The organism is Dyella amyloliquefaciens, from assembly GCF_004296575.1.
GTDB lineage: Bacteria > Pseudomonadota > Gammaproteobacteria > Xanthomonadales > Rhodanobacteraceae > Dyella > Dyella amyloliquefaciens.
This window is the reverse complement of record NZ_SAYT01000007.1, coordinates 64,929-82,993: the sequence shown is the minus strand read 5'-3', so window position 1 is coordinate 82,993 and position 18,065 is coordinate 64,929. Positions and strand designations below refer to the sequence as shown.

Annotated in this window: 13 protein-coding genes; 6 read left to right on the top strand and 7 right to left on the bottom strand. The window is 63.5% G+C overall.

What is annotated here, in order from left to right; translation table 11 throughout:
* Positions 1–64: 64 nt before the first annotated feature.
* The 3 genes from EPB08_RS16240 (at position 65) to EPB08_RS16230 (ending at position 3,104) form a co-directional block, all read left to right on the top strand.
* A complete protein-coding gene (locus EPB08_RS16240) occupies positions 65–553 on the top strand; it encodes a DUF4442 domain-containing protein (protein WP_130620167.1) in 489 nt (162 codons plus the stop codon).
* Between the two features lie 92 nt (positions 554–645).
* Positions 646–1,320, top strand: coding sequence for a DUF502 domain-containing protein (locus EPB08_RS16235; protein WP_130620166.1), 675 nt, complete (start codon positions 646–648; stop codon positions 1,318–1,320).
* Positions 1,317–3,104: a M14 family metallopeptidase gene (locus EPB08_RS16230; protein ID WP_130620165.1), complete on the top strand. Its 1,788-nt coding sequence runs from the start codon at positions 1,317–1,319 to the stop codon at positions 3,102–3,104. The genes EPB08_RS16235 and EPB08_RS16230 overlap by 4 nt, the downstream gene beginning before the upstream one ends.
* Before the next feature lie 86 nt (positions 3,105–3,190).
* Here the strand turns inward: EPB08_RS16230 and EPB08_RS16225 are convergent, their stop codons facing one another.
* The 4 genes from EPB08_RS16225 to EPB08_RS16210 all read right to left on the bottom strand — a co-directional run bounded on the left by EPB08_RS16225 (position 3,191) and on the right by EPB08_RS16210 (position 7,807).
* Positions 3,191–4,798 carry a multicopper oxidase family protein gene (locus EPB08_RS16225; protein ID WP_229238380.1) on the bottom strand — a complete coding sequence of 536 codons (1,608 nt, stop codon included), beginning with the start codon at positions 4,796–4,798 and terminating at the stop codon, positions 3,191–3,193.
* Between the two features lie 73 nt (positions 4,799–4,871).
* Positions 4,872–6,563 carry a phospholipase C gene (locus EPB08_RS16220; protein ID WP_130620164.1) on the bottom strand — a complete coding sequence of 564 codons (1,692 nt, stop codon included), beginning with the start codon at positions 6,561–6,563 and terminating at the stop codon, positions 4,872–4,874.
* A 154-nt stretch (positions 6,564–6,717) separates the two neighbouring features.
* Complete coding sequence (locus tag EPB08_RS16215; RefSeq protein ID WP_130620163.1) at positions 6,718–7,407, bottom strand: LrgB family protein; 690 nt, start codon at positions 7,405–7,407, stop codon at positions 6,718–6,720.
* Positions 7,397–7,807 (bottom strand): CidA/LrgA family protein, encoded by a 411-nt coding sequence (locus EPB08_RS16210; protein WP_205746376.1) that lies wholly within the window; start codon positions 7,805–7,807, stop codon positions 7,397–7,399. Before EPB08_RS16210 ends, EPB08_RS16215 begins: the two co-directional genes overlap by 11 nt.
* 76 nt (positions 7,808–7,883) lie before the next feature.
* Here EPB08_RS16210 and EPB08_RS16205 point away from each other — a divergent pair, with 76 nt between their 5' ends.
* The 3 genes from EPB08_RS16205 (at position 7,884) to EPB08_RS16195 (ending at position 12,452) form a co-directional block, all read left to right on the top strand.
* Complete coding sequence (locus EPB08_RS16205) at positions 7,884–8,768, top strand: LysR family transcriptional regulator (protein ID WP_130620162.1); 885 nt, start codon at positions 7,884–7,886, stop codon at positions 8,766–8,768.
* Between the two features lie 123 nt (positions 8,769–8,891).
* A complete protein-coding gene (locus EPB08_RS16200) occupies positions 8,892–11,003 on the top strand; it encodes a M13 family metallopeptidase (RefSeq protein WP_130620161.1) in 2,112 nt (703 codons plus the stop codon).
* A 207-nt stretch (positions 11,004–11,210) separates the two neighbouring features.
* Entirely contained in the window at positions 11,211–12,452 is a 1,242-nt protein-coding gene (locus EPB08_RS16195) for a patatin-like phospholipase family protein (protein ID WP_229238379.1), read from the top strand.
* Positions 12,453–12,456: 4 nt separating this feature from the next.
* Here the strand turns inward: EPB08_RS16195 and panE are convergent, their stop codons facing one another.
* From panE to EPB08_RS16180, 3 genes are all read right to left on the bottom strand, one after another.
* A complete protein-coding gene (gene panE / locus EPB08_RS16190; protein WP_130620160.1) occupies positions 12,457–13,386 on the bottom strand; it encodes a 2-dehydropantoate 2-reductase in 930 nt (309 codons plus the stop codon).
* Between the two features lie 119 nt (positions 13,387–13,505).
* Complete coding sequence (locus EPB08_RS16185) at positions 13,506–13,976, bottom strand: type IV pilin protein (protein ID WP_130620159.1); 471 nt, start codon at positions 13,974–13,976, stop codon at positions 13,506–13,508.
* Entirely contained in the window at positions 13,973–18,022 is a 4,050-nt protein-coding gene (locus EPB08_RS16180; protein WP_130620158.1) for a pilus assembly protein, read from the bottom strand. The genes EPB08_RS16185 and EPB08_RS16180 overlap by 4 nt, the downstream gene beginning before the upstream one ends.
* Between the last annotated feature and the right edge of the window lie 43 nt (positions 18,023–18,065).

Below are 18,065 nucleotides of genomic sequence, written 5' to 3'. Positions count from 1 at the left end.
GCAAAACATACGCATCCGTATGTTTGAGGTATCTTAGGGGGCCCGCCCCGATACCCGCCCCTTTATGCGTGCCTCCACTTTTCGCCGCCTGATGAACCTGTGGCCACCCTTCCTCTTCAACAGCATCCGCGTCCAGCACGTCGCCGAGGACTGGTCGGAGCTGAAGGTAGTGCTGCGGCTACGCCCCTGGAACCGCAACTACGTGCGCACCCAGTTCGGCGGCAACCTGTTCGCGATGACTGATCCGTTCTGGATGCTGCTGGCCATGCACCAGCTTGGCGACGACTACTACGTGTGGGACAAGGCCGGCGCCATCGACTTCGTTGCTCCGGGACGCGAGGACGTCTACGCACATTTCCGGCTGAGCGCGTCGATGGTGGATGAACTGCGGATCGCCGCAGCGAACGGAGAAAAAGTGTTGCGCTGGTTCGACGTGCCGGTTACCACCGCCAGCGGCGAAGTCGTGGCCCGGGTTCGCAAGCAGCTCTATGTGCGACTGAAGCCCAAGGCCCGCGCCGAAGCACCGGCGGAGACTTGCGCTACCTGCGAGTGAAGCGCAGCTGCGACCGGAGCGACATCTCCCCTTCGGCGCAAAGCTAGTCCCCGTGTGAGAATGCCGTGTCCCCTTGGTTCACGGCATTGCCCATGAAGCGTCTACGCGTCAAACGTTATCTGATCACCGGCCTGCTTACCGTCATCCCGCTGTGGGTGACGTGGGTGGTGTTCAAGTTCGTGCTGAGCCTGCTCGCCGGTATCGGCGCCCCGTTGGTCACGACCCTGCTCGGCTCGTTCTCGCCGCATTCGTCGAAAGCCGAGGCCGCGCTCAACAGCGACACCGTCCTGTTCGTGCTTGCCCTGCTGCTCACCCTGCTGGTGCTCTACCTGATCGGCTGGCTCGCCAACCGCGTCATCGGCCAGCGCCTGATCGATGGCTTTGACGCCGTGCTGGCACGCATTCCGCTGGTGCAGACGATCTACGGCGGCACCAAGAAGCTGATGGCCGTGCTGCAGCAGAAGCCGTCGGGTGTACAGCGCGTCGTGCTGATCGACTTTCCGCGCAGGGGCATGAAAGTGGTGGGCTTCGTCACGCGCGTGATGACGGAGGAAGGCACCGGCCGCGAGATGGCCGCCGTCTATATCCCCACCACGCCCAATCCAACCGGCGGCTATCTCGAGGTCGTGGCGGTGGACGAACTCACACCCACCGACTGGACCATGGACCAGGCCATGGCGTTCATCATTTCCGGCGGCGCGGTTGCCCCCGATACCTTGCCAGCATCCCCCGTGTCGCTGCGCGACGATCATCAGGACTCCGCATGAAGCCACCTCGCCTGCTTGGTTTGACGCTGCTGAGCCTCGCCACGCTCACCGCGCAAGCCACCGACTGGACCACGCCCGCCGAGGCCTCGCACTTCCGCACCACGCCAAGCTACGCCGACACGCTGTCGTACCTGCAGCGCCTGGCGGCCGCTGCGCCGGGCAAGATCAGGATCGAGTCCTACGGCACCTCGCCGCAGGGACGGCCGATGACGGTGGTGATCGCCAGCGGCGACGGCACGTTCGATCCCGCGGCGGCCCATGCCAAAGGCAGGCCCGTGGTGCTGGTGCAGGCCGGCATCCATCCGGGCGAGATCGAGGGCAAGGACGCGGGCCTGATGCTGCTGCGCGACTTCGCTGCCACCGGCAAGCTCCCGCACCTGCTCGACAACGTGGTGCTGGTCTACATCCCCGTGTTCAGCGTGGATGGCCACGAAAACTCCTCGCCGTATCACCGCATCAACCAGAACGGTCCGGGGAGCATGGGCTTCCGCGGCCAGTCGCAGTACCTCAACCTCAACCGCGACTACGTCAAGGCCGACGCGCCGGAGATGCGCGACTGGCTGAAGCTGTGGCAGCGCTGGCTGCCCGACCTGTTCATGGACATCCACACCACCGACGGTGCCGACTACCAGTACGACCTGACCTGGTACCTGGAGGATCCCCACAAGCTCGACCCGGCGACCAGCGCGTGGCAGCAGGATTTCTTCGTCAACAAGGTGATGCCTGCCTACGACAGGCGCGGTCATCTGCAGTCGAGCTATCTCGAATTCAAGGACGGCCGCGATCCGCGCAAGGGCATCGAGAATTTCGGTTCCGGCCAGCGCTTTTCGACCGGCTACGTTGCGTTGCAGAACCGCCCCGCGCTGCTGGTCGAGACGCACATGCTCAAGTCTTATGAAGTCCGTGTGCGCGCCACCTACGATCTGGTCGATCTGACGCTGGAACAGGTCGCCAGGGATGCCGCTGCGCTGATCGCCCTCAATCGCAAGGCGGACGCCAACGTGATCGCGCGCGTCGCGGACGCCCACGCCAGCGTGCCGGTGACCTTCAAGGGCGATCCGAACTCGACGATGTACGAGCTGAAAGGTTACCGGTTCAGCATCACGCACAGCGACGTCTCCAACAGCGACTGGATCCAGTACGACCCCACCCACAAGCAGACCTACACCATTCCTGACTGGAATGGCCTGCTGCCCGACATCTCGATCACGCCGCCAGCGGCTTATGCCGTTCCGGTGCAGTGGACCGAGGTCATCGCCAGGCTGGACGCGCACGGCGTGGCTTACCAGCGTCTCGCCAGGCCGATGAAGGTCAAGGCAACGACATATCAGCTTGATCAGCCGCAGTGGGCAAGCAAGCCGTTCGAAAGCCACCTGATGTTGCACGACTTCAAGCTGAGCGAAGCAACGCACGAAGTGGAACTGCCGGCCGGCTCGGTGATCGTGCCGATGAACCAGCGCGGTGCGAACGTGGCGATCAATCTGCTGGAGCCGCAGGCCGCTGATTCGCTGCTGCGCTGGGGCTTCCTCAACGCCATCTTCGAGCCCAAGGAGTACGGCGAGCCGCGCGTGCTGGAGAAGCTCGCGCGCGACATGATGGCAAAGGACCCGGCCCTGAAGGCGGAGTTCGAGCAGAAATTGAAGAGCGATGCCACCTTCGCGGCCAGCCCCATGGCGCGACTGATGTTCTTCTTCGAGCGCTCGCCGTGGTACACCGCACAGGACGTGGGCGCGTATCCGATCGTGAAGCTGGACGCGGCGGCGTTGAAGCAGGTGCAGCAGTAATCCGGTACGTTGCGATCGCGCACTGGGTGCGCTCCTACAGCGAAGCCTTGTTGTAGGAGCGCACCCAGTGCGCGATCACCCTTCCTTCAGGCCACCACTTCGAACGGCCGCATCATCTCGTTGGACGCATGCTCCAGCAGGTGGCAGTGCCACACATAGCGGCCGGTATAGCCTTCGAACTTGATGATGTAGCGCGTCACCATGCCCGGGTAGACCTGCGCGGTGTCTTTCCAGCCGGCTTCGTGCGGCGGTGGCGGTTGCGCAGGCCCGGTATAGCGCAACGTTTTCGAATCCAGATAGGCATTCACGTCGAACGGACGACGGTCGAGGATCTGGAAGCGAACCAGGTGCAGGTGGATCGGGTGCGTGTCCCCCGTCAGGTTCACCAGGCTCCATATTTCCGTGCTGCCCAGTCGAGGCTTTTCACTTACCGGGTCGTGCCAATGCTTGCCATCGAGCAGCATCAGCATGGGCTCGGCCACGCAGTCGGCGTATTCGTCGATACTCAGTACCCGCGTCTGCGTGGCGCAACTTTCCGCCATGCGCGACACCTCGCGCAGCACCACGGGAATGTTGCTGGTGTCATGCTCACTGGTGGATGCGATATCGAAACGCATCATTGGCAGGCTGTCGTTCATCAGTTCGACCTGGCTGCCGGCCATGTCTGCAAAGTCGATCACGAGGTCGGCGCGCTCGCCTGGTCCGAGAAACAAGCTGCGTTGCCTGACCGGAGCCGCCAGCAAACCTTGATCGCTGCCAATCTGCAGGAAGGGCCGCTGTCCGCGCAGGCTCAGCCGAAAGAAGCGGCCGTTCGCCGCATTCAGCACGCGAAAGCGATAACGGCGGGCGCGCACATCGAGCCTGGGCAACACCGCGCCATTGACCAGCATGACGTTGCCGAACACCTCCGGCACCCACGGCGCATCCGCCACGCCTGACACCGGGTAGTACAGCTGGCCATCCTCGGTGAGCAGGCGATCGCTCAACACCAGCGGCCACTCGAACTCGCCGGAAGGCAAACCCAGCGAGGTCTCATGTTCGTCGCGCAGCAGGTACATGCCGAACATGCCGGCGTAGAGATTCAGCCGTTCGATGCCCATCGTGTGGTCGTGGTACCACAGCGTGGCGGCATCCTGGCCATTGGGATAGTTCTGACGACGCGACTGACCGGGCACGAACCAGTCGGTGGGATAACCGTCCTCCGACGCCGGCACGCGCGCGCCATGCACGTGCACGACGCTGCGTACTTCCGGCAGCTCCGGCTCGGCACCGCAGATATGGTGATCCACCGGCAGGAAATGCTTCTTCGGCAACTGGTTGATCCACTCCACCTTCAGCGCAGTGCCGCTGCGCGCCTCGATGGTCGGCCCGGGCAGCGAGCCGCCATAGGTCCACAGGCGTGTCGGCGGAAGGTCACGATGCAGGCGTTGCATGGTCTCGCGCATGGCGATGCGCAACACCTCGCCATGCGATGGCCGCAACACGGGTGGAAGTGGCAGATGATCAACATACGGCGTGAGCTGCGCAGGATCGAGCAGGCGGGGCACGTTCGTCTGCTCGGCAATGTCGTGCTGGCACAAGCCGCCGCTTTTCTTCGGCATGGCCATCGACATCGGCGCCCCCCAGGCGCGCAGCACTCCACTGCCGGCGATCAGGCCGACGCCTTGCAAGAAACGGCGACGCGAGGATGGCACGTTCGGGCAACTCCGCTTGCAGAAACGACGAAGCGCCCCGGCACTGCCGGGGCGCTGACGACACGTCAATCAATCAGCCGTGATGTCCGTGCGGTGCGCTCGCCCACGGCCAGGGCGAGGGCTGCTGCACAGGCAAGCCGGTCTGCTCATCCAGCACCAGCTTGCGATGACCGGGGAACGGCTGGAAGAAATCGAACATGTGCTCCAGCGAACCGGCCTGGGCATCGAACGAACCGCCGCCGAGACGCTTGCCATGCAACCAGTTGTCCTCGATGAAACGAGTGACGGAAGACTGGTCGGTCAGCGTGTGGTCGACATGGTTGCTGCGTGCCCACGGCGAGATCACCAGCAACGGCAGGCGCGGACCATAGCCGCAACGACCCTGCACCGGCTTGCCCTTGCTGTCGGTGCCCGCCAGCGTGCCGCGCGCATTGCACACGCCTGCGCCGTCCAGCGCATCTGCCGCCGAAGCCGAGGCATTCGCCCGCGGTGCCGCCTGATGGTCGTACCAGCCGTCGGAATCGTCGTAGGCAATGACCACGGCGGTATCGCGCCACTCAGGCTGCTGCTGCAGGAAGTTGATCACGTGCACGATGAACTGCTGTTCGTCGAGCGGATCGGAATAGCCGGCGTGGCCGTCCTGGTAGCCCGGCGCCTTGAGGAAGCTCACGGCCGGGAAATTGCCGGCTTGCACCGCGGCGTAGAAGTCCGACAGGTCGTACTGGTGGTTGGCGGCATCACCCTCGTGGCCGACCGTCGAGGCCGAGGTGGGGCGCACGTGCGTCGGATTGGCGGTGGAGGCGTAGTACTGGAACGGCTGGTGATGCGGGATGTAATCCGCCTTGGTGGTCTGGGTCACTGCCGACACCGTCGTGCGCTTGCAGCCCGTGGTGCCGTTGGCGTTGACCTGCGTGAGGTCGAAGCCGCCTTCGAAGAAGCCCCAGGAGACATGCGCATCGTTCAGCAGGTCGCCGACGTTGCGGCCGCTCATCTGCACCTGGTTGCCGCTGGGCGACGAACACACGTCACCGACCGGATCCGCGTCACCGATCAGGGTGAGTCCACCCTGTCCGTCGTCGATCTCTTCGCCGGTGCCGTTGAGCGTCTGCGTGATGCCGTTGGTCTGTCCGGAAATCAGGTTCAGCGCGCCCGGCGTGGAAGGACCGAACGTGGTGTTGTAGCTGTTGTCGTTCAGCGAGAACCACTGCGCGTAGTTCCACAACGCGGTGACCGTGTTGCCGTCGTAGTAACCCATCACCTGGCCGGTGCCGTTCTCGTCAGCCGGCGCGCCGGGCAGGGTTTCGCCCGAACCGGTGTACTTGGGGAACAGGTCCATGGCGCCACCATGGAACGCCTGCTGTTCCGGACCGTAATCGTGATCCTGGTCGGCGGTGGCCGCCTGGGCGCGCGACAGACGGAACGGGTTGATCGCACTCGCGCCGTTCGCGCTGTTCTGCTGGTTCGGATTGTGGTTGAGCAGGCTGGCGGTCAGGCCATTGGCCTTCGGCGTGAACGGACGCGCATAGAAGCTCGGTTCACCCGGCGCATTGGCGGCATAAGGATAGGTGCCGAAGTAATGATCGAAGGAGACGTTCTCCTGGAAGATCACCACGAGATGCTTGATGGGCGTGGACGTGTGGTCGTCCTTGTCACGGTGCCACGAAGCGTTCGACGCTTCTTCGGCATGGACGGGAAGCTGGGCTAGCGATACAGCGGACAGGCTGAGGACACACGCGGCAATGCAGACTGCGAGGTGATTTCGCATGGAAGGCTCCCTACGGTCGCGGTGAAGCGCCCCCCTGTGGGATCCCCGTATCAGGCTATCCCAAGCGCTGGATTCGACGAACGATAGGCTGCGAAAGTGACAGTCGAATAACAGGAAAACGACGCATTTTCCTGCGATTTTTACACTTGGCGCATCACCGCAGCAGGCTCGCGAGCGTCGGGGCGAGCAATACATTGAGCAAGCCCGCAAGCACCATGGCGAGACTTGCCACGCTGCCCTCTTCCTTGCCCACGTCATATGCCTTCGCCGTACCCGCGCCATGCGCGCCGACGCCGAACAGCGCGCCGCGTGCCAGCGCAGAACGCAACGGCAGATAGCGCAGCAACAGTTCACCAAGCGCGATGCCGGCGACGCCGGTGATCACCACGAACAGCGCGGTGAGTTCCGGCACGCCACCGATATCGGCCGACATCAGCATGGCCAAGGGCGTGGTGATGGAGCGCGCCAGCAGGCTGCGCCTCACTTCATCGTCGAGGCCACACCACGTGGCAAGCCCCCACGCGCTGGCGATCGCCATCGTGCTGCCGCCCAGCACACCGACCAGCAAGGCGGGCCAGTGCGCACGAATCAACGCGCGATGACGAAAGATCGGCAACGCAAACGCCGCCGTCGCCGGGCCCAGCATCAGCACCAGCCAATGCGTATCGCGGATGTACACCGGGTAGTTCATGCCGAGCAGCAGCCCGAGCAAGGCGAGCAGCAGCGGCACCGTGAGCAGCGGCGATGTCCACCAACAGGGATGGCGCCGATACAGGGGCTTCAACGCGTAATAGCCACCCAGCGTGGCGGCCAGCCACAGCAGCGAGAGCCACTCAGCGCGCACGACGCAGCCTCCAGCGGAACATCAGGTCGACCAGCAAGGCCGTCGTGCCCATCACCAGCATCGTGCCCACGAGGATCACGACGAGGATGCGCGCGCCCTGCTGACGCATCAGCGGCAGGTGTTCCCATACCGCCATCACCGCAGGAATGAAGAACAGCAGCATTTCCGCCAGCAGCCAGTCCGCACCGCGGCGCAGGCTGGCCGCCGGCACGGCGCCGGCAAGCAGCATCGCCAGCAGCAGGGCCATGGCGAGCAGGCTGCCCGGCATGGGCAGGTGGAGGTGGCGACTCAGCTGATCGCAGGCCTGCCATACCAGCACGATCAGCAGCACTTGTGCCCAGCGCGCCACGAGCGGCCGGCGCCAGGCGAGCCAGCGCATGCGGACATGTAGGGAGTTCATGGATGCAGGCTAGTCCCGCCCCATCTATGATGGAAATGAATTGTTTCCATCACATGCATTCCATATTGGAATATTCATGGATCTGCGCAGCCTGCGTTACTTCATTGAAGTGGTGCGCCACGGCGGCTTTGCCCGCGCCAGCACGCACGCCCACGCGAGCCAGCCCACGCTGAGCAAGGCCATCGCCCAGCTTGAAGACGAACTGGATGCACGCTTGCTCGAACGCGGCCGCGGTGGCGTGCGGCTCACCTCGGCCGGCGAAGTGGTGCATCGGCATGCGCTGGCCATGCTGGGCGAGGCTGCTCGACTGCATGAAGAACTCGACGCGCTTCGCGGGCTGAAAGCGGGCACGCTGCGGCTCGGCCTGCCTCCGCTGGGCAGCAGCGTGCTGTTTGCGCCGCTGCTGGCGCGCTACCGCCAGCAGCATCCGCACATCGATATCCAGTTGCTCGAGCATGGCAGCCGCCGGCTGGAGCAGGCCGTGCTGGCCGGCGAGATCGAAGTCGCCGCCACGCTGACACCGGTTGGTGAAGGGCTCGCCCACCAACCCGTGCGCGACGAGCCCATGCTCGCCCTGCTGCCGCAATCGCACCCGCGTGCAGGCGCGAAACGGTTCCGCCTCGAATGGCTCGCCGAAACCCCGCTGATCCTGTTCGAGGAAGGTTTCGCCCTGAACCGGCTGATCCGCGAGGCCTGTGCCCGCCATGGCGTGGCCCCGCAGGAAACGGTGCGCAGCGCGCAGGTCGACTTCATCCTGGCCCTGGTCGCCGCGGGCGGCGGCGTGGCCCTGCTACCCCGCCTGGTGGTCGAAGGGCGCTCGCTCAGCGGCCTGGTGCCCCTTCCGCTCGCTACCAGCGACCTGCGCTGGAACATGGTGCTGGCCTGGCGCCAGGACGCGACGCTGTCCCCGGCCGCGCGGGCCTGGCTGGCCCTGGTTGCAGGACGCGCCCCTGACCTTTGACACTGTCTGCACCGTGACCTCCGGCCTAGCCTGATGGGTCACGATTGCCGACTCGGTCGCTGCGCAGCGCGTGGCCACCGGCATCACTTAGCGCCCGCTGGGCGAACCACGAGAGGGAATCCCATGACCAAACCGTATCTGAAGCCCCTGGCGCTCGCCGTCAGCCTGGCCCTGTCGCTCACCGCCTGCGGCAAGCACGAGCAGGCCGAGCAGACCGCCCAGGCCCCTGCCCCCGCTTCGACCGCACCGGCTGCGGCTCCCGCGCCGAAGGTGTTCGACGTGACCGAGCTGGGTGACAACGGCCAGGCCTGCCAGGACTTCAACGGTTTCGTCAACGCGAAGTGGGTCGCCGCCAACCCGATCCCGAACGACCGCACCCGCTGGGGCGCGTTCGACAAGCTGGCCGAGGACAGCCTCAACACCCAGCACGACATCGTCGACGCCGCCGCCAAGGACGCCGCCAACGCCAAGGCCGGTTCGATCGAGCAGAAGATCGGCTACCTGTACGCCTCGGGCATGGACGACGCCGCCATCGAGAAGGCCGGCTTCGACCCGATCAAGCCCAAGCTCGACGCCATCGCCGCCCTCAAGAGCGGCAAGGACGTGGCCAACTACCTCACCCAGAGCTTCGCCGAGGGTGACATGCAGGTGTTCCAGTTCGGCTCCAGCGCCGACTTCAAGAACGCCAAGATGCAGATCGGTGTCGTCTTCCAGAGTGGCCTGGGTCTGCCGACCAAGGACTACTACCTCAACGACAAGTACAAGGACATTCGCGACGCCTACGTGGCACACATTGCCCAGGCGTTGCAGCTGACCGGCGTGTCCGAAGCCGATGCGAAGAAGCAGGCCGACCAGGTGCTCGCGTTCGAGACCGAACTGGCCAAGGCCTCGCTGGCACCGGTTGAACTGCGCGACCCGGCCAACCAGTACCACTTCGTCACCGTGAAGGAAGCGGACAAGATCACCCCGCACTTCAGCTGGGAAGATTTCTTCAAGGCCCAGGGCGTCACCGTCGACAAGGGCTTCTCGCTGTCGCAGCCGAAGTTCATGGCCGAAGTCGACAAGCTGCTCGCCAGCGCACCGGTCGACCAGTGGCAGGCCTACCTGCGCTTCCACACCATCAACGATGCCTCGCCCTTCCTCAGCAAGGCATTCCAGGACAACCGCTTCGACTTCTACGGCAAGACCCTCTCCGGCCAGCCGGAACAGAAGCCGCGCTGGAAGCGCGTGCTGGGTGGCGTGAACGAGTCGATGGGTGAAGCGCTCGGCCAGCTGTACGTGGCCAAGATGTTCACGCCCGAAGCCAAGGAGCGTGCCCAGGTGCTGGTCGACAACGTGCGCAACGCCCTCAAGGCGCGCATCGAGAACCTCGACTGGATGAGCGACGAGACCAAGCAGAAGGCCATCGCCAAGTGGAACACCTTCCTGCCGAAGATCGGCTACCCGGACAAGTGGCGTGACTGGTCGGGCCTGGACGTCAAGCAGGGCGACTACTACGGCAACGTGATGGCCGCCGCCAAGTTCAACTACCAGTACGACCTCAACAAGATCGGCAAGCCGACCGACCGCCTCGAGTGGGGCATGACCCCGCAGACGGTCAACGCCTATTACAACCCGACCGACAACACCATCAACTTCCCGGCCGCGATCCTGCAGCCGCCGTTCTTCTATGCCAATGGCGACGACGCGATCAACTACGGCGGTATCGGTGCCGTCATCGGCCACGAAGCCAGCCATGGCTTCGATGACGAAGGCAGCCAGTTCGATGGCGAAGGCAACAACGTCAACTGGTGGACCAAGGCCGATCGCGAGAAGTTCGACGAGCGCAGCGACAAGTTGGTGCAGCAGTTCAACGACTACACGCCGATCCAGGACAAGCCGGACGCACACGTCAACGGCAAGCTGACCCTGGGCGAGAACATCGGTGACCTCGGCGGCCTCAACTCGGCCTACGACGCGCTGCAGATGGCGCTGAAGAAGAACCCGCAGGAAGCCGGCGAGAAGATCGACGGCTACACCCAGGACCAGCGCTTCTTCCTCAACTGGGCCCGCGTGTGGCGCGGCAACATCCGCGAGAAGGAAGCACTGCTGCGTCTGAACACCGACCCGCATGCTCCTGCTTCGCTGCGTGCGATCGGCGCTCCGTCCAACATGGAAGCGTTCGCTACCGCGTACCAGTGCAAGCCGACCGATCCGATGGTGCGTTCGGGCGACAAGCAGGTGAAGATCTGGTAACTCCCAGCCGGTCCGCGTGACCGACCCGAAGGCGCCGCGTGCAAACGCGGCGCCTTTTTCTTTGCCCCGCTCCGTCTCTTGTAGGAGCGCACCCTGTGCGCGAACAACCTATACAGGGACGACACCGTGCACGCACCCGAGGCCCACACACAGGATGCACACCCCGCATGGCCCAATCGCCCCTGCATCCATGCCTGGGGGAAGGCCTTGCACCGAACCGCGCCGCTGCTGATGGCCCTGGCGCTGCTCACCGCCTGCAGCGCGCCGACGCGCCGCCCTGCCCCGCCCCGCCTGATCTCTGGCGCTGTACCCGAAGGCTATACGGAACACGTGCGCCTGCTCGCCTCCGATGTCGAGCAGTTCGCCAAGCGCTCGCCCGAGTTCTTCCAGGGCATCCGCGACTCCTCGACCGACGGCAGTATCGACATCCTGGCGCTCTCCGGCGGCGGTGCGGGCGGTGCCTTTGGCGTAGGCGCGCTCACCGGCCTCAGCCGTGCGCATACGCATCCGCAGTACGAACTGGTGACTGGCGTCAGCGTGGGCGCCTTGCTCGCGCCATTTGCCTATCTGGGAACGGACTGGGACGACGCCATGCAGCAGGCCTTCGGTGGCGACGCCACGACACACCTGCTCGGCTCGCCACGAAGTACGTTGCTTGCGCGACTCATTTCACCGATGGGCCATCACCATGGCTCGCTGTACCAGCTCGTCGACCACTTCGTGACGCCGGCCATGGTCGAAGCTGTGGCGCGCGAGAACGCCAAGGGGCGGCGGCTGGTCGTCGCCACCACGGACCTCGACAAGAGCGAAACCGTGCTGTGGGACATGGGCGCGATTGCCGCCCGTGGCGGTGAGGTCGCACGCGCCACCTTCCGCGACGTGCTGGTCGCTTCGGCCAGCGTACCCGGCATGTTTCCACCGGTGCTGATCCACGTGCAGGACGGCGAGCACCATTATGACGAACTGCATGTCGACGGCAGCGTGACCACACCGGTATTCACCACGCCACTGATTGCCGAGCTGCACCCGGAAACGCTATCGATGCTGCACGGCGCCAACCTGTACATGATCGTCAACAGCCAGGTCCATCGCTTCCCGAAGACCACACCCGTGAAGACGCTACCGCTGCTGATCAGCAGCTTCGGCGCGGGCCTCACCTTCAAGACGCGCGAGGCGATCGCCGAGACCATTGCGATCAGCCGGCAACTGGGCATCCGTTTCCTGATGACATCGATCCCGGTCGACTATCCGGAGACGAGCTTCATCGATTTCAATCCGGCGAACATGCGCGCGCTGTTCGACTACGCGGCCAACTGCGCCGAACAGGGCAAGCTATGGGTGACACCCGAACAAGGCCTGCGCCGCAACCTGATGGCGCACAGCACACCACCGAAAGGGCCGCCCTCCTGTCCGACGGAAGACCCGGCGATCACGCCGCAGGGGCACTGAACATTCAAGCGTTGCCGTCGCGCCGGGCTTCGTATGCCTTGAGGTGCGCGTATGCAGTGCGCAGCATCGACAGCGACTCTGCTTCGGCACCAGCGCGAGCCAGCATGTCGCCAATCACATGATCGGCCTCGATCTGACCGCCCTGTTCCAGGTCGCGCATCATCGACGCGCTCAGCTTCGAGCCTTTCTCGGTGAGCACACTGCACGCGCGCGCGAGCACCGCATCGGCGGGCGCATGGTGATTGAGCGCAGCGACGCTACGGCAATCCTCCAGCAATTGCAGCGTGGCGGCCTCGCCACCGGCAGCCGCCATGATGTCGCCCACCGGCGCACGCATCAGACAAGTAATACCCGCCAACGAAGCCAAGAACACCCACTTGTCCCACATGTCCTGCAGGATCGTCGTGCTCAGGCGCGGATCGAACCGCGCCTGCGACATCGCCGCGAGCACGCGTTCCACACGCTCCGATCGCGAACCGTCGCGCTCGCCGAACGTCAACGAGTGCGACTGATTGAGGTGATGCACGACGCCGTGCTTGTCCAGCGTTGCCGCGATCACGCACTGCCCACCGAGTACATGCTCCGCCCCGAATCGTGCATCCAGCACTTCGAGATGCCGCATGCCATTGAGCAGCGGCGCGATCATCGTTTGCGGTCCGACTGCAGGTGCGATGTCTTCGATCACCTGTGGCAGGTGATAGGCCTTGCAGCTGAGCAGAATGAGGTCGAAGGGTTCGCCCAGCTTGCCGGCCTGCACGGTCGCAGGAGCCGGAAGCTCCACGTTGCCCAGCGCACTGCGGATGACCAGCCCATGCTGGGCCAGCTGAGAGGCACGATGCGCCCTGACCAGGAAGGTGACGTCCTGCCCCGCCTGCAGCAGCCTCCCACCAAAATACCCGCCGGTAGCTCCGGCACCCACGGTCAGAATACGCATGCCACACCCTCCAAATAAATCACGGGGCCGAGACTAGCTCATGCCCCGTGATGGGTGTTGCATTGAAGGAGGAACCGACGAGCCTAAGCGTGAAAGCGCAGATGTGTCAGGCGAACTCGTTACCAGCAATCGCTCACGGTCGTGTCTGTCCCCAGGTCCAGACGAGTGCCGGTCTGGTCCAGCGTAAGCGTGCCGCACTGCGTATCCCTGGCGAGCTGTGCACCCTGGGGCACCGCCTGTACGACAAACGTGGCAGGTGCCGGTGAGCCGGCTGCGAATTGATACTTGTAGTTACTGGCCGTCTGATTGGCGCAATCCAGCGTTGGCAGCACGTTCGGGTTTGCCGGGGTGGACGTGTCCTGCGAATAGCTGAGGTTGGTCGTGTAGTAACGCTCCATGTAATTGGCGTACTCCGACAAGCATCCTTCGGCCGCTGCGCGGTTCGTCTTGGTGATGGACTTGACGTACGAAGGGTAAGCAATCGCCGCCAAGATCGCGATGATCGCCACCACGATCATCAGCTCGACCAAGGTGAAGCCCAGCTGCCAGCGGCCATCGTTCTCAGACCGATTCATGATGACGTTGCTCATGGGTTCACCAGTTCCTTCCAGGAAACGCGCTGGGGGAAGCCCGCCGCACCCGAGGTACTCAGGCTGGACGTCGTGCCGTTGTCGAAGCTCATCAACATGTCTCCGCCTACGAAGATGGGGTTGTTGGGCAGCGAGCTGAAGCCCACACCAGCGGCGGCCACCACGCTTCCATTGGGCAGAGTCACGGACCCGGCGGTGCCGTTGACCATGAAGAAATTACCACTCGGGTTGGTGCCGGTGAACGGATCGACCGCCATGACCCAGCCACTGCCCGACGGGTTGCAAATATCGGAACTGGATGCCCCTTGGGGAATGCGCGTGGTACCCAGCAACAGGTTGCCCTGGAACTGGTTGGGCGAAACCATGCGTTCGCCCTGCTTGTTGTAGCTCACGCTGCCTGTGGGACTAATGGCGGGCTGCTGCAAGTTCATGTACCAACCGCGCTTGCCTGCCATGTCGCTCGGCACGGGAAGCGTGGTCACTGTCCGCACGCCCAGCGTAGGCGGCGTGGCAGTGGGATCGCCGTCCTGCTCGTAGGTAATGTAGCGCTGCACCATGCTGCTGTCCGACGTCTTTGCGGGCAGGTCCGGCAAGGGCGACGCGTTCGAGGCGGGCTGGACAATCACGCCGTACCAGCTCTGCACCTGGGTGTTGGTGGTGTCGGCACTGGTCAAGTATTGGCCCGTGCCAAAGAACACCCATACGTAGCCCGTCACCGGATCGCGGCCCGCGAGCATGCCGGCGGTGATGGGTTGTGCAGTACCGCTGGGATCGGTGGCACTAAACTCCTTGGTGCCTCCCGTACTGAGATCGGCGGCATAGGTCGTCGTCGTGGTCGTGCCGGAGGTTTTGGTGGTCGCGGTGTCCAACGGGAACAGCCACACGCGCCCGCCCAGATCGCCCGCATAGGCTTCCATGCTGATGCCATTGGCCGGGTTGTCCATCCACGTTACCGGCGCCGCGAGACCGTTGGCCGTAGTCGAATCCGTGGTGTGTACGCTGAGCGCACCGGTAGCGAGATTGAACTCCAGCAGGGCTGCCTGCCCGATGCTGCTGTTGTAGCCATTGCCGATCAGCACCTGCCAATCATCGCTGGTGCCGAGATCCTGCACCTTGGCGATCACCGGCTTGCCCACCATCTGGCCGATGTAGTTGCTGTTGGGCAGACCATCGCCTGCGGAACGCTCCCACAGCGGGGTGATCTTGGTGGGGTCAGTGATATCCAACGCATACACGGCCTTGGCCAAGCCGCGGCCCGTCGTGCCCACCAGCACCGTGTGCCAGGCAGAGCCGAAGAACGCATCGGCGATGGTCAGCTCACCGTCGTTGTAGTACTGGTGTGGCGCGGTGCTGCTCGTGGTTGAACCGTAGCTGGTATTCGACAGCTGCATCACGTTTCCGGCCGTGATGACTGCACCCGGCAAGTAGGCGTAAACCTCATTACCCGTGCTGGCATCGAACGCATGCAGCATGCCGTCATTGGCCGCCACGAACACCAAGCCCGCACGGGTGGAGGCGACGCTGGGCGTGGTAACGCCAGCCGTGGTGGTGCCGACCGAAAAGGCCTGGAACGAGTTGTCACCGGTCGACGCGGTATTGCTCATACCGGTAAACAGCTGGTTCTCGAACTCATTGGGGTTGGGTGCGCCGGAATACACCGGCTGCGAATCCACGATGTCCCCGAGCGGGGTTGTACGGGTACGAAGCGTGCCGCTATTCCCCTGTTCTGAGGTGTTATCGCCGCGCAGATAGTTCACCATCGTCGCCTGCGCGGTCGCCGTGCTGCCCAGCGCATTCAGTTCGGCGGTGGACAGGGACGGGGGCGAGGTAGAGCTGCTGTTGGCGAAACTCACGAAAGTGCCGCTGCTGGTGGGCGAGGCCGGTGGCACGTAGGTCCAGATCTTCCGACTCGGATACGTGATCACAGAACCCGTCACCGTGGCGCTCTTCAGCAACTGCGTCGTCGCCGACCAATTGGCCGTCGTGCTGATGGCTCCCGTGCTCGAGTTGATCGGCAGGGCCATCAGTTCACCGGTCCACTCCACCGTGTGATATTGCGCCTGGTAAGCCACCGTACCATTGGTGAGCTGGGTGGAATTGGCCGCCAGGCTGGCGCCGCTACCCACGCGAGACGATGCACGGTTCAAGGCATTGGTCAGACCACTGACAAACGTCTGCGGACTGGTCGCGGAAAAGAAGCCACCGTGACCGTTCACGCCCGCGTGCTCCAAGTCAGCGATATTGTTGATAGAGCCATTGTTGCTTCCGCTGGGCACCGGCCAGCTGAAATTGCTGAGCGTCGTCTTGCCGCTCACCGCATTGAAAATATCGTCGGTGGTTGGCGGCGAATCGCCATTCGATGCCGTGCCGGAAATTCCCGTCGGGGTAAAGCCCAAGCCCATGGTGAACGTGACCATGTGCTGCCAGAACGCAGGGTCATCCTTGCTGGTCGGCACTTCGTTGGCGATGTTGGGATCGGAGCCTTTGCCATCGGCCAAATCGTTTTCCCAGTAGTACAGGGCCACGTCGGCAAGCGACGGGTTTCCGGTGGTCCCCGTGGTGCCGCCGGCAAATGGTACGCCTGGCTTGCTTCCCGCCGGGGTCGGCCACGACTGACCGTTGGGTCCCGGGACGCTTGCCCACGCAGCATTAGTGGCTCCGGCTATCGTGGTGGAACTGTAACTCTCGTTCCAGAAACCGTCCGTGGTCATGATCGTGTAGGACTGACGGCAAGCAATATTCGTCGATGCATTGGCCGTCCCGTAAGTGGGATCGCTCGACAACGTCGACCATGGCTGGCTCGTTTTGTAATAGCTGCCGACAGCGGCCAGCGCCATGCGCAGCGGCGTACTGTTGCCAGGGCTCAACTGGCTGATCCAATTCCAGAAATTTGCCCTTTGGACGCCCGTCTTGCCATCACCAAACGGCGATACCTGAGCAAGATAGTTGCTCGAATTCGTCGTAGTGGAAAACGAGTACTTGTTACTATTGATGTTGCTACTGATCCAGCTCGCTCCGCTGCCATTGATCGATCCGAACCCCACGCGAAACGACGGATCCACCGAGGCAAAAACGGTCATCAGGCCGCTCTTCGCCATCAGGATGCGCGTGTGGTAATAGGCAAACCAGTTGGCAATGTTCTGGCCGGCGGTCAGCTGATTGCCAGATGCATCCTTGGCGGGCGCCGCAGCGCCGGTTGTGTCACCAACCAACACGCAGTTGGCCGGTGTCGGCGCATATGCGCAGTCGCCGGTATTTAGCGCGACGTAATAATCCGTGTAGGTTCCAGCGGCGGGGCCGGTTGAATACTGGAAGTAATTGACCGTCTTCTGGGTAGTGTTCTGGTAAGTAAAGGTGCAGGTACCCTTCGTCCATTTACCGCCGGAATTTTTCGTAGTCCCCGTGAACTGATAATTGGTGACGCCCGTATACGTATTCGCAGTGTTCTGGCACACCGCATCAGCATAGATGGTGCTACCTCCAGAGCCCGAGGAAGTCACCGTCTGGCTATAGTTTGTCGTTCCACCGGTAAGAACAGCGTGCTGGGTCGAGGTATTGAACGCGATTGAACCCTTACCGGTACCGCAACTTTGCGTATCGCTGCATTCGTATGAGCCGTTGTATGTAAACAGATTGACGTTGACGAGCGTGGCAGCAAGGCCATCATGCGGCACTGCGGTCATATCGGTGTACGTGGTATTGGTTACGCCACTCACCAAAGGCGGCGGCGTATAGATCACCGTCGGGTTGTAGTAGAGACCGTTGTTGCTCGAATCGATGAGCGCATCGTTGTTCGTGTTGTTGTTCAGATACGACAGGTCTGGCATGTAGTCGGCGGACATCGATCCCGAGTCATCGAGCATCAGCACGACGTTCGGAGGAATCATCGGCTGCACGGTCAGCGGTTGCTGATCCACGGTCACCGTGGTCGTTGCGGCCACGGCAGGCGTGTAGAGGGAACCCAGCATCCATACGACCAACATGGTGCCCATCGCCCTGATGGCGGCGGAGCTCCTGCGGCGCAGTGCGTGCGGCTTCGTGTTCATCGAGGAGTGTCCTGGATTCGATCGGTTTGTCGCTCGTCGACCA

What these genes read in the sequence shown, in the direction of transcription:
- EPB08_RS16240 (WP_130620167.1), top strand. Translation starts at nt 65, where the DNA reads ATGCGTGCCTCCACTTTTCGCCGCCTGATGAACCTGTGGCCACCCTTC.
- EPB08_RS16235 (WP_130620166.1), top strand. Translation starts at nt 646, where the DNA reads ATGAAGCGTCTACGCGTCAAACGTTATCTGATCACCGGCCTGCTTACC.
- EPB08_RS16230 (WP_130620165.1), top strand. Translation starts at nt 1,317, where the DNA reads ATGAAGCCACCTCGCCTGCTTGGTTTGACGCTGCTGAGCCTCGCCACG.
- EPB08_RS16220 (WP_130620164.1), bottom strand. Translation starts at nt 6,563, where the DNA reads ATGCGAAATCACCTCGCAGTCTGCATTGCCGCGTGTGTCCTCAGCCTG.
- EPB08_RS16210 (WP_205746376.1), bottom strand. Translation starts at nt 7,807, where the DNA reads ATGAACTCCCTACATGTCCGCATGCGCTGGCTCGCCTGGCGCCGGCCG.
- EPB08_RS16205 (WP_130620162.1), top strand. Translation starts at nt 7,884, where the DNA reads ATGGATCTGCGCAGCCTGCGTTACTTCATTGAAGTGGTGCGCCACGGC.
- EPB08_RS16200 (WP_130620161.1), top strand. Translation starts at nt 8,892, where the DNA reads ATGACCAAACCGTATCTGAAGCCCCTGGCGCTCGCCGTCAGCCTGGCC.
- panE (WP_130620160.1), bottom strand. Translation starts at nt 13,386, where the DNA reads ATGCGTATTCTGACCGTGGGTGCCGGAGCTACCGGCGGGTATTTTGGT.
- EPB08_RS16185 (WP_130620159.1), bottom strand. Translation starts at nt 13,976, where the DNA reads ATGAGCAACGTCATCATGAATCGGTCTGAGAACGATGGCCGCTGGCAG.
- EPB08_RS16180 (WP_130620158.1), bottom strand. Translation starts at nt 18,022, where the DNA reads ATGAACACGAAGCCGCACGCACTGCGCCGCAGGAGCTCCGCCGCCATC.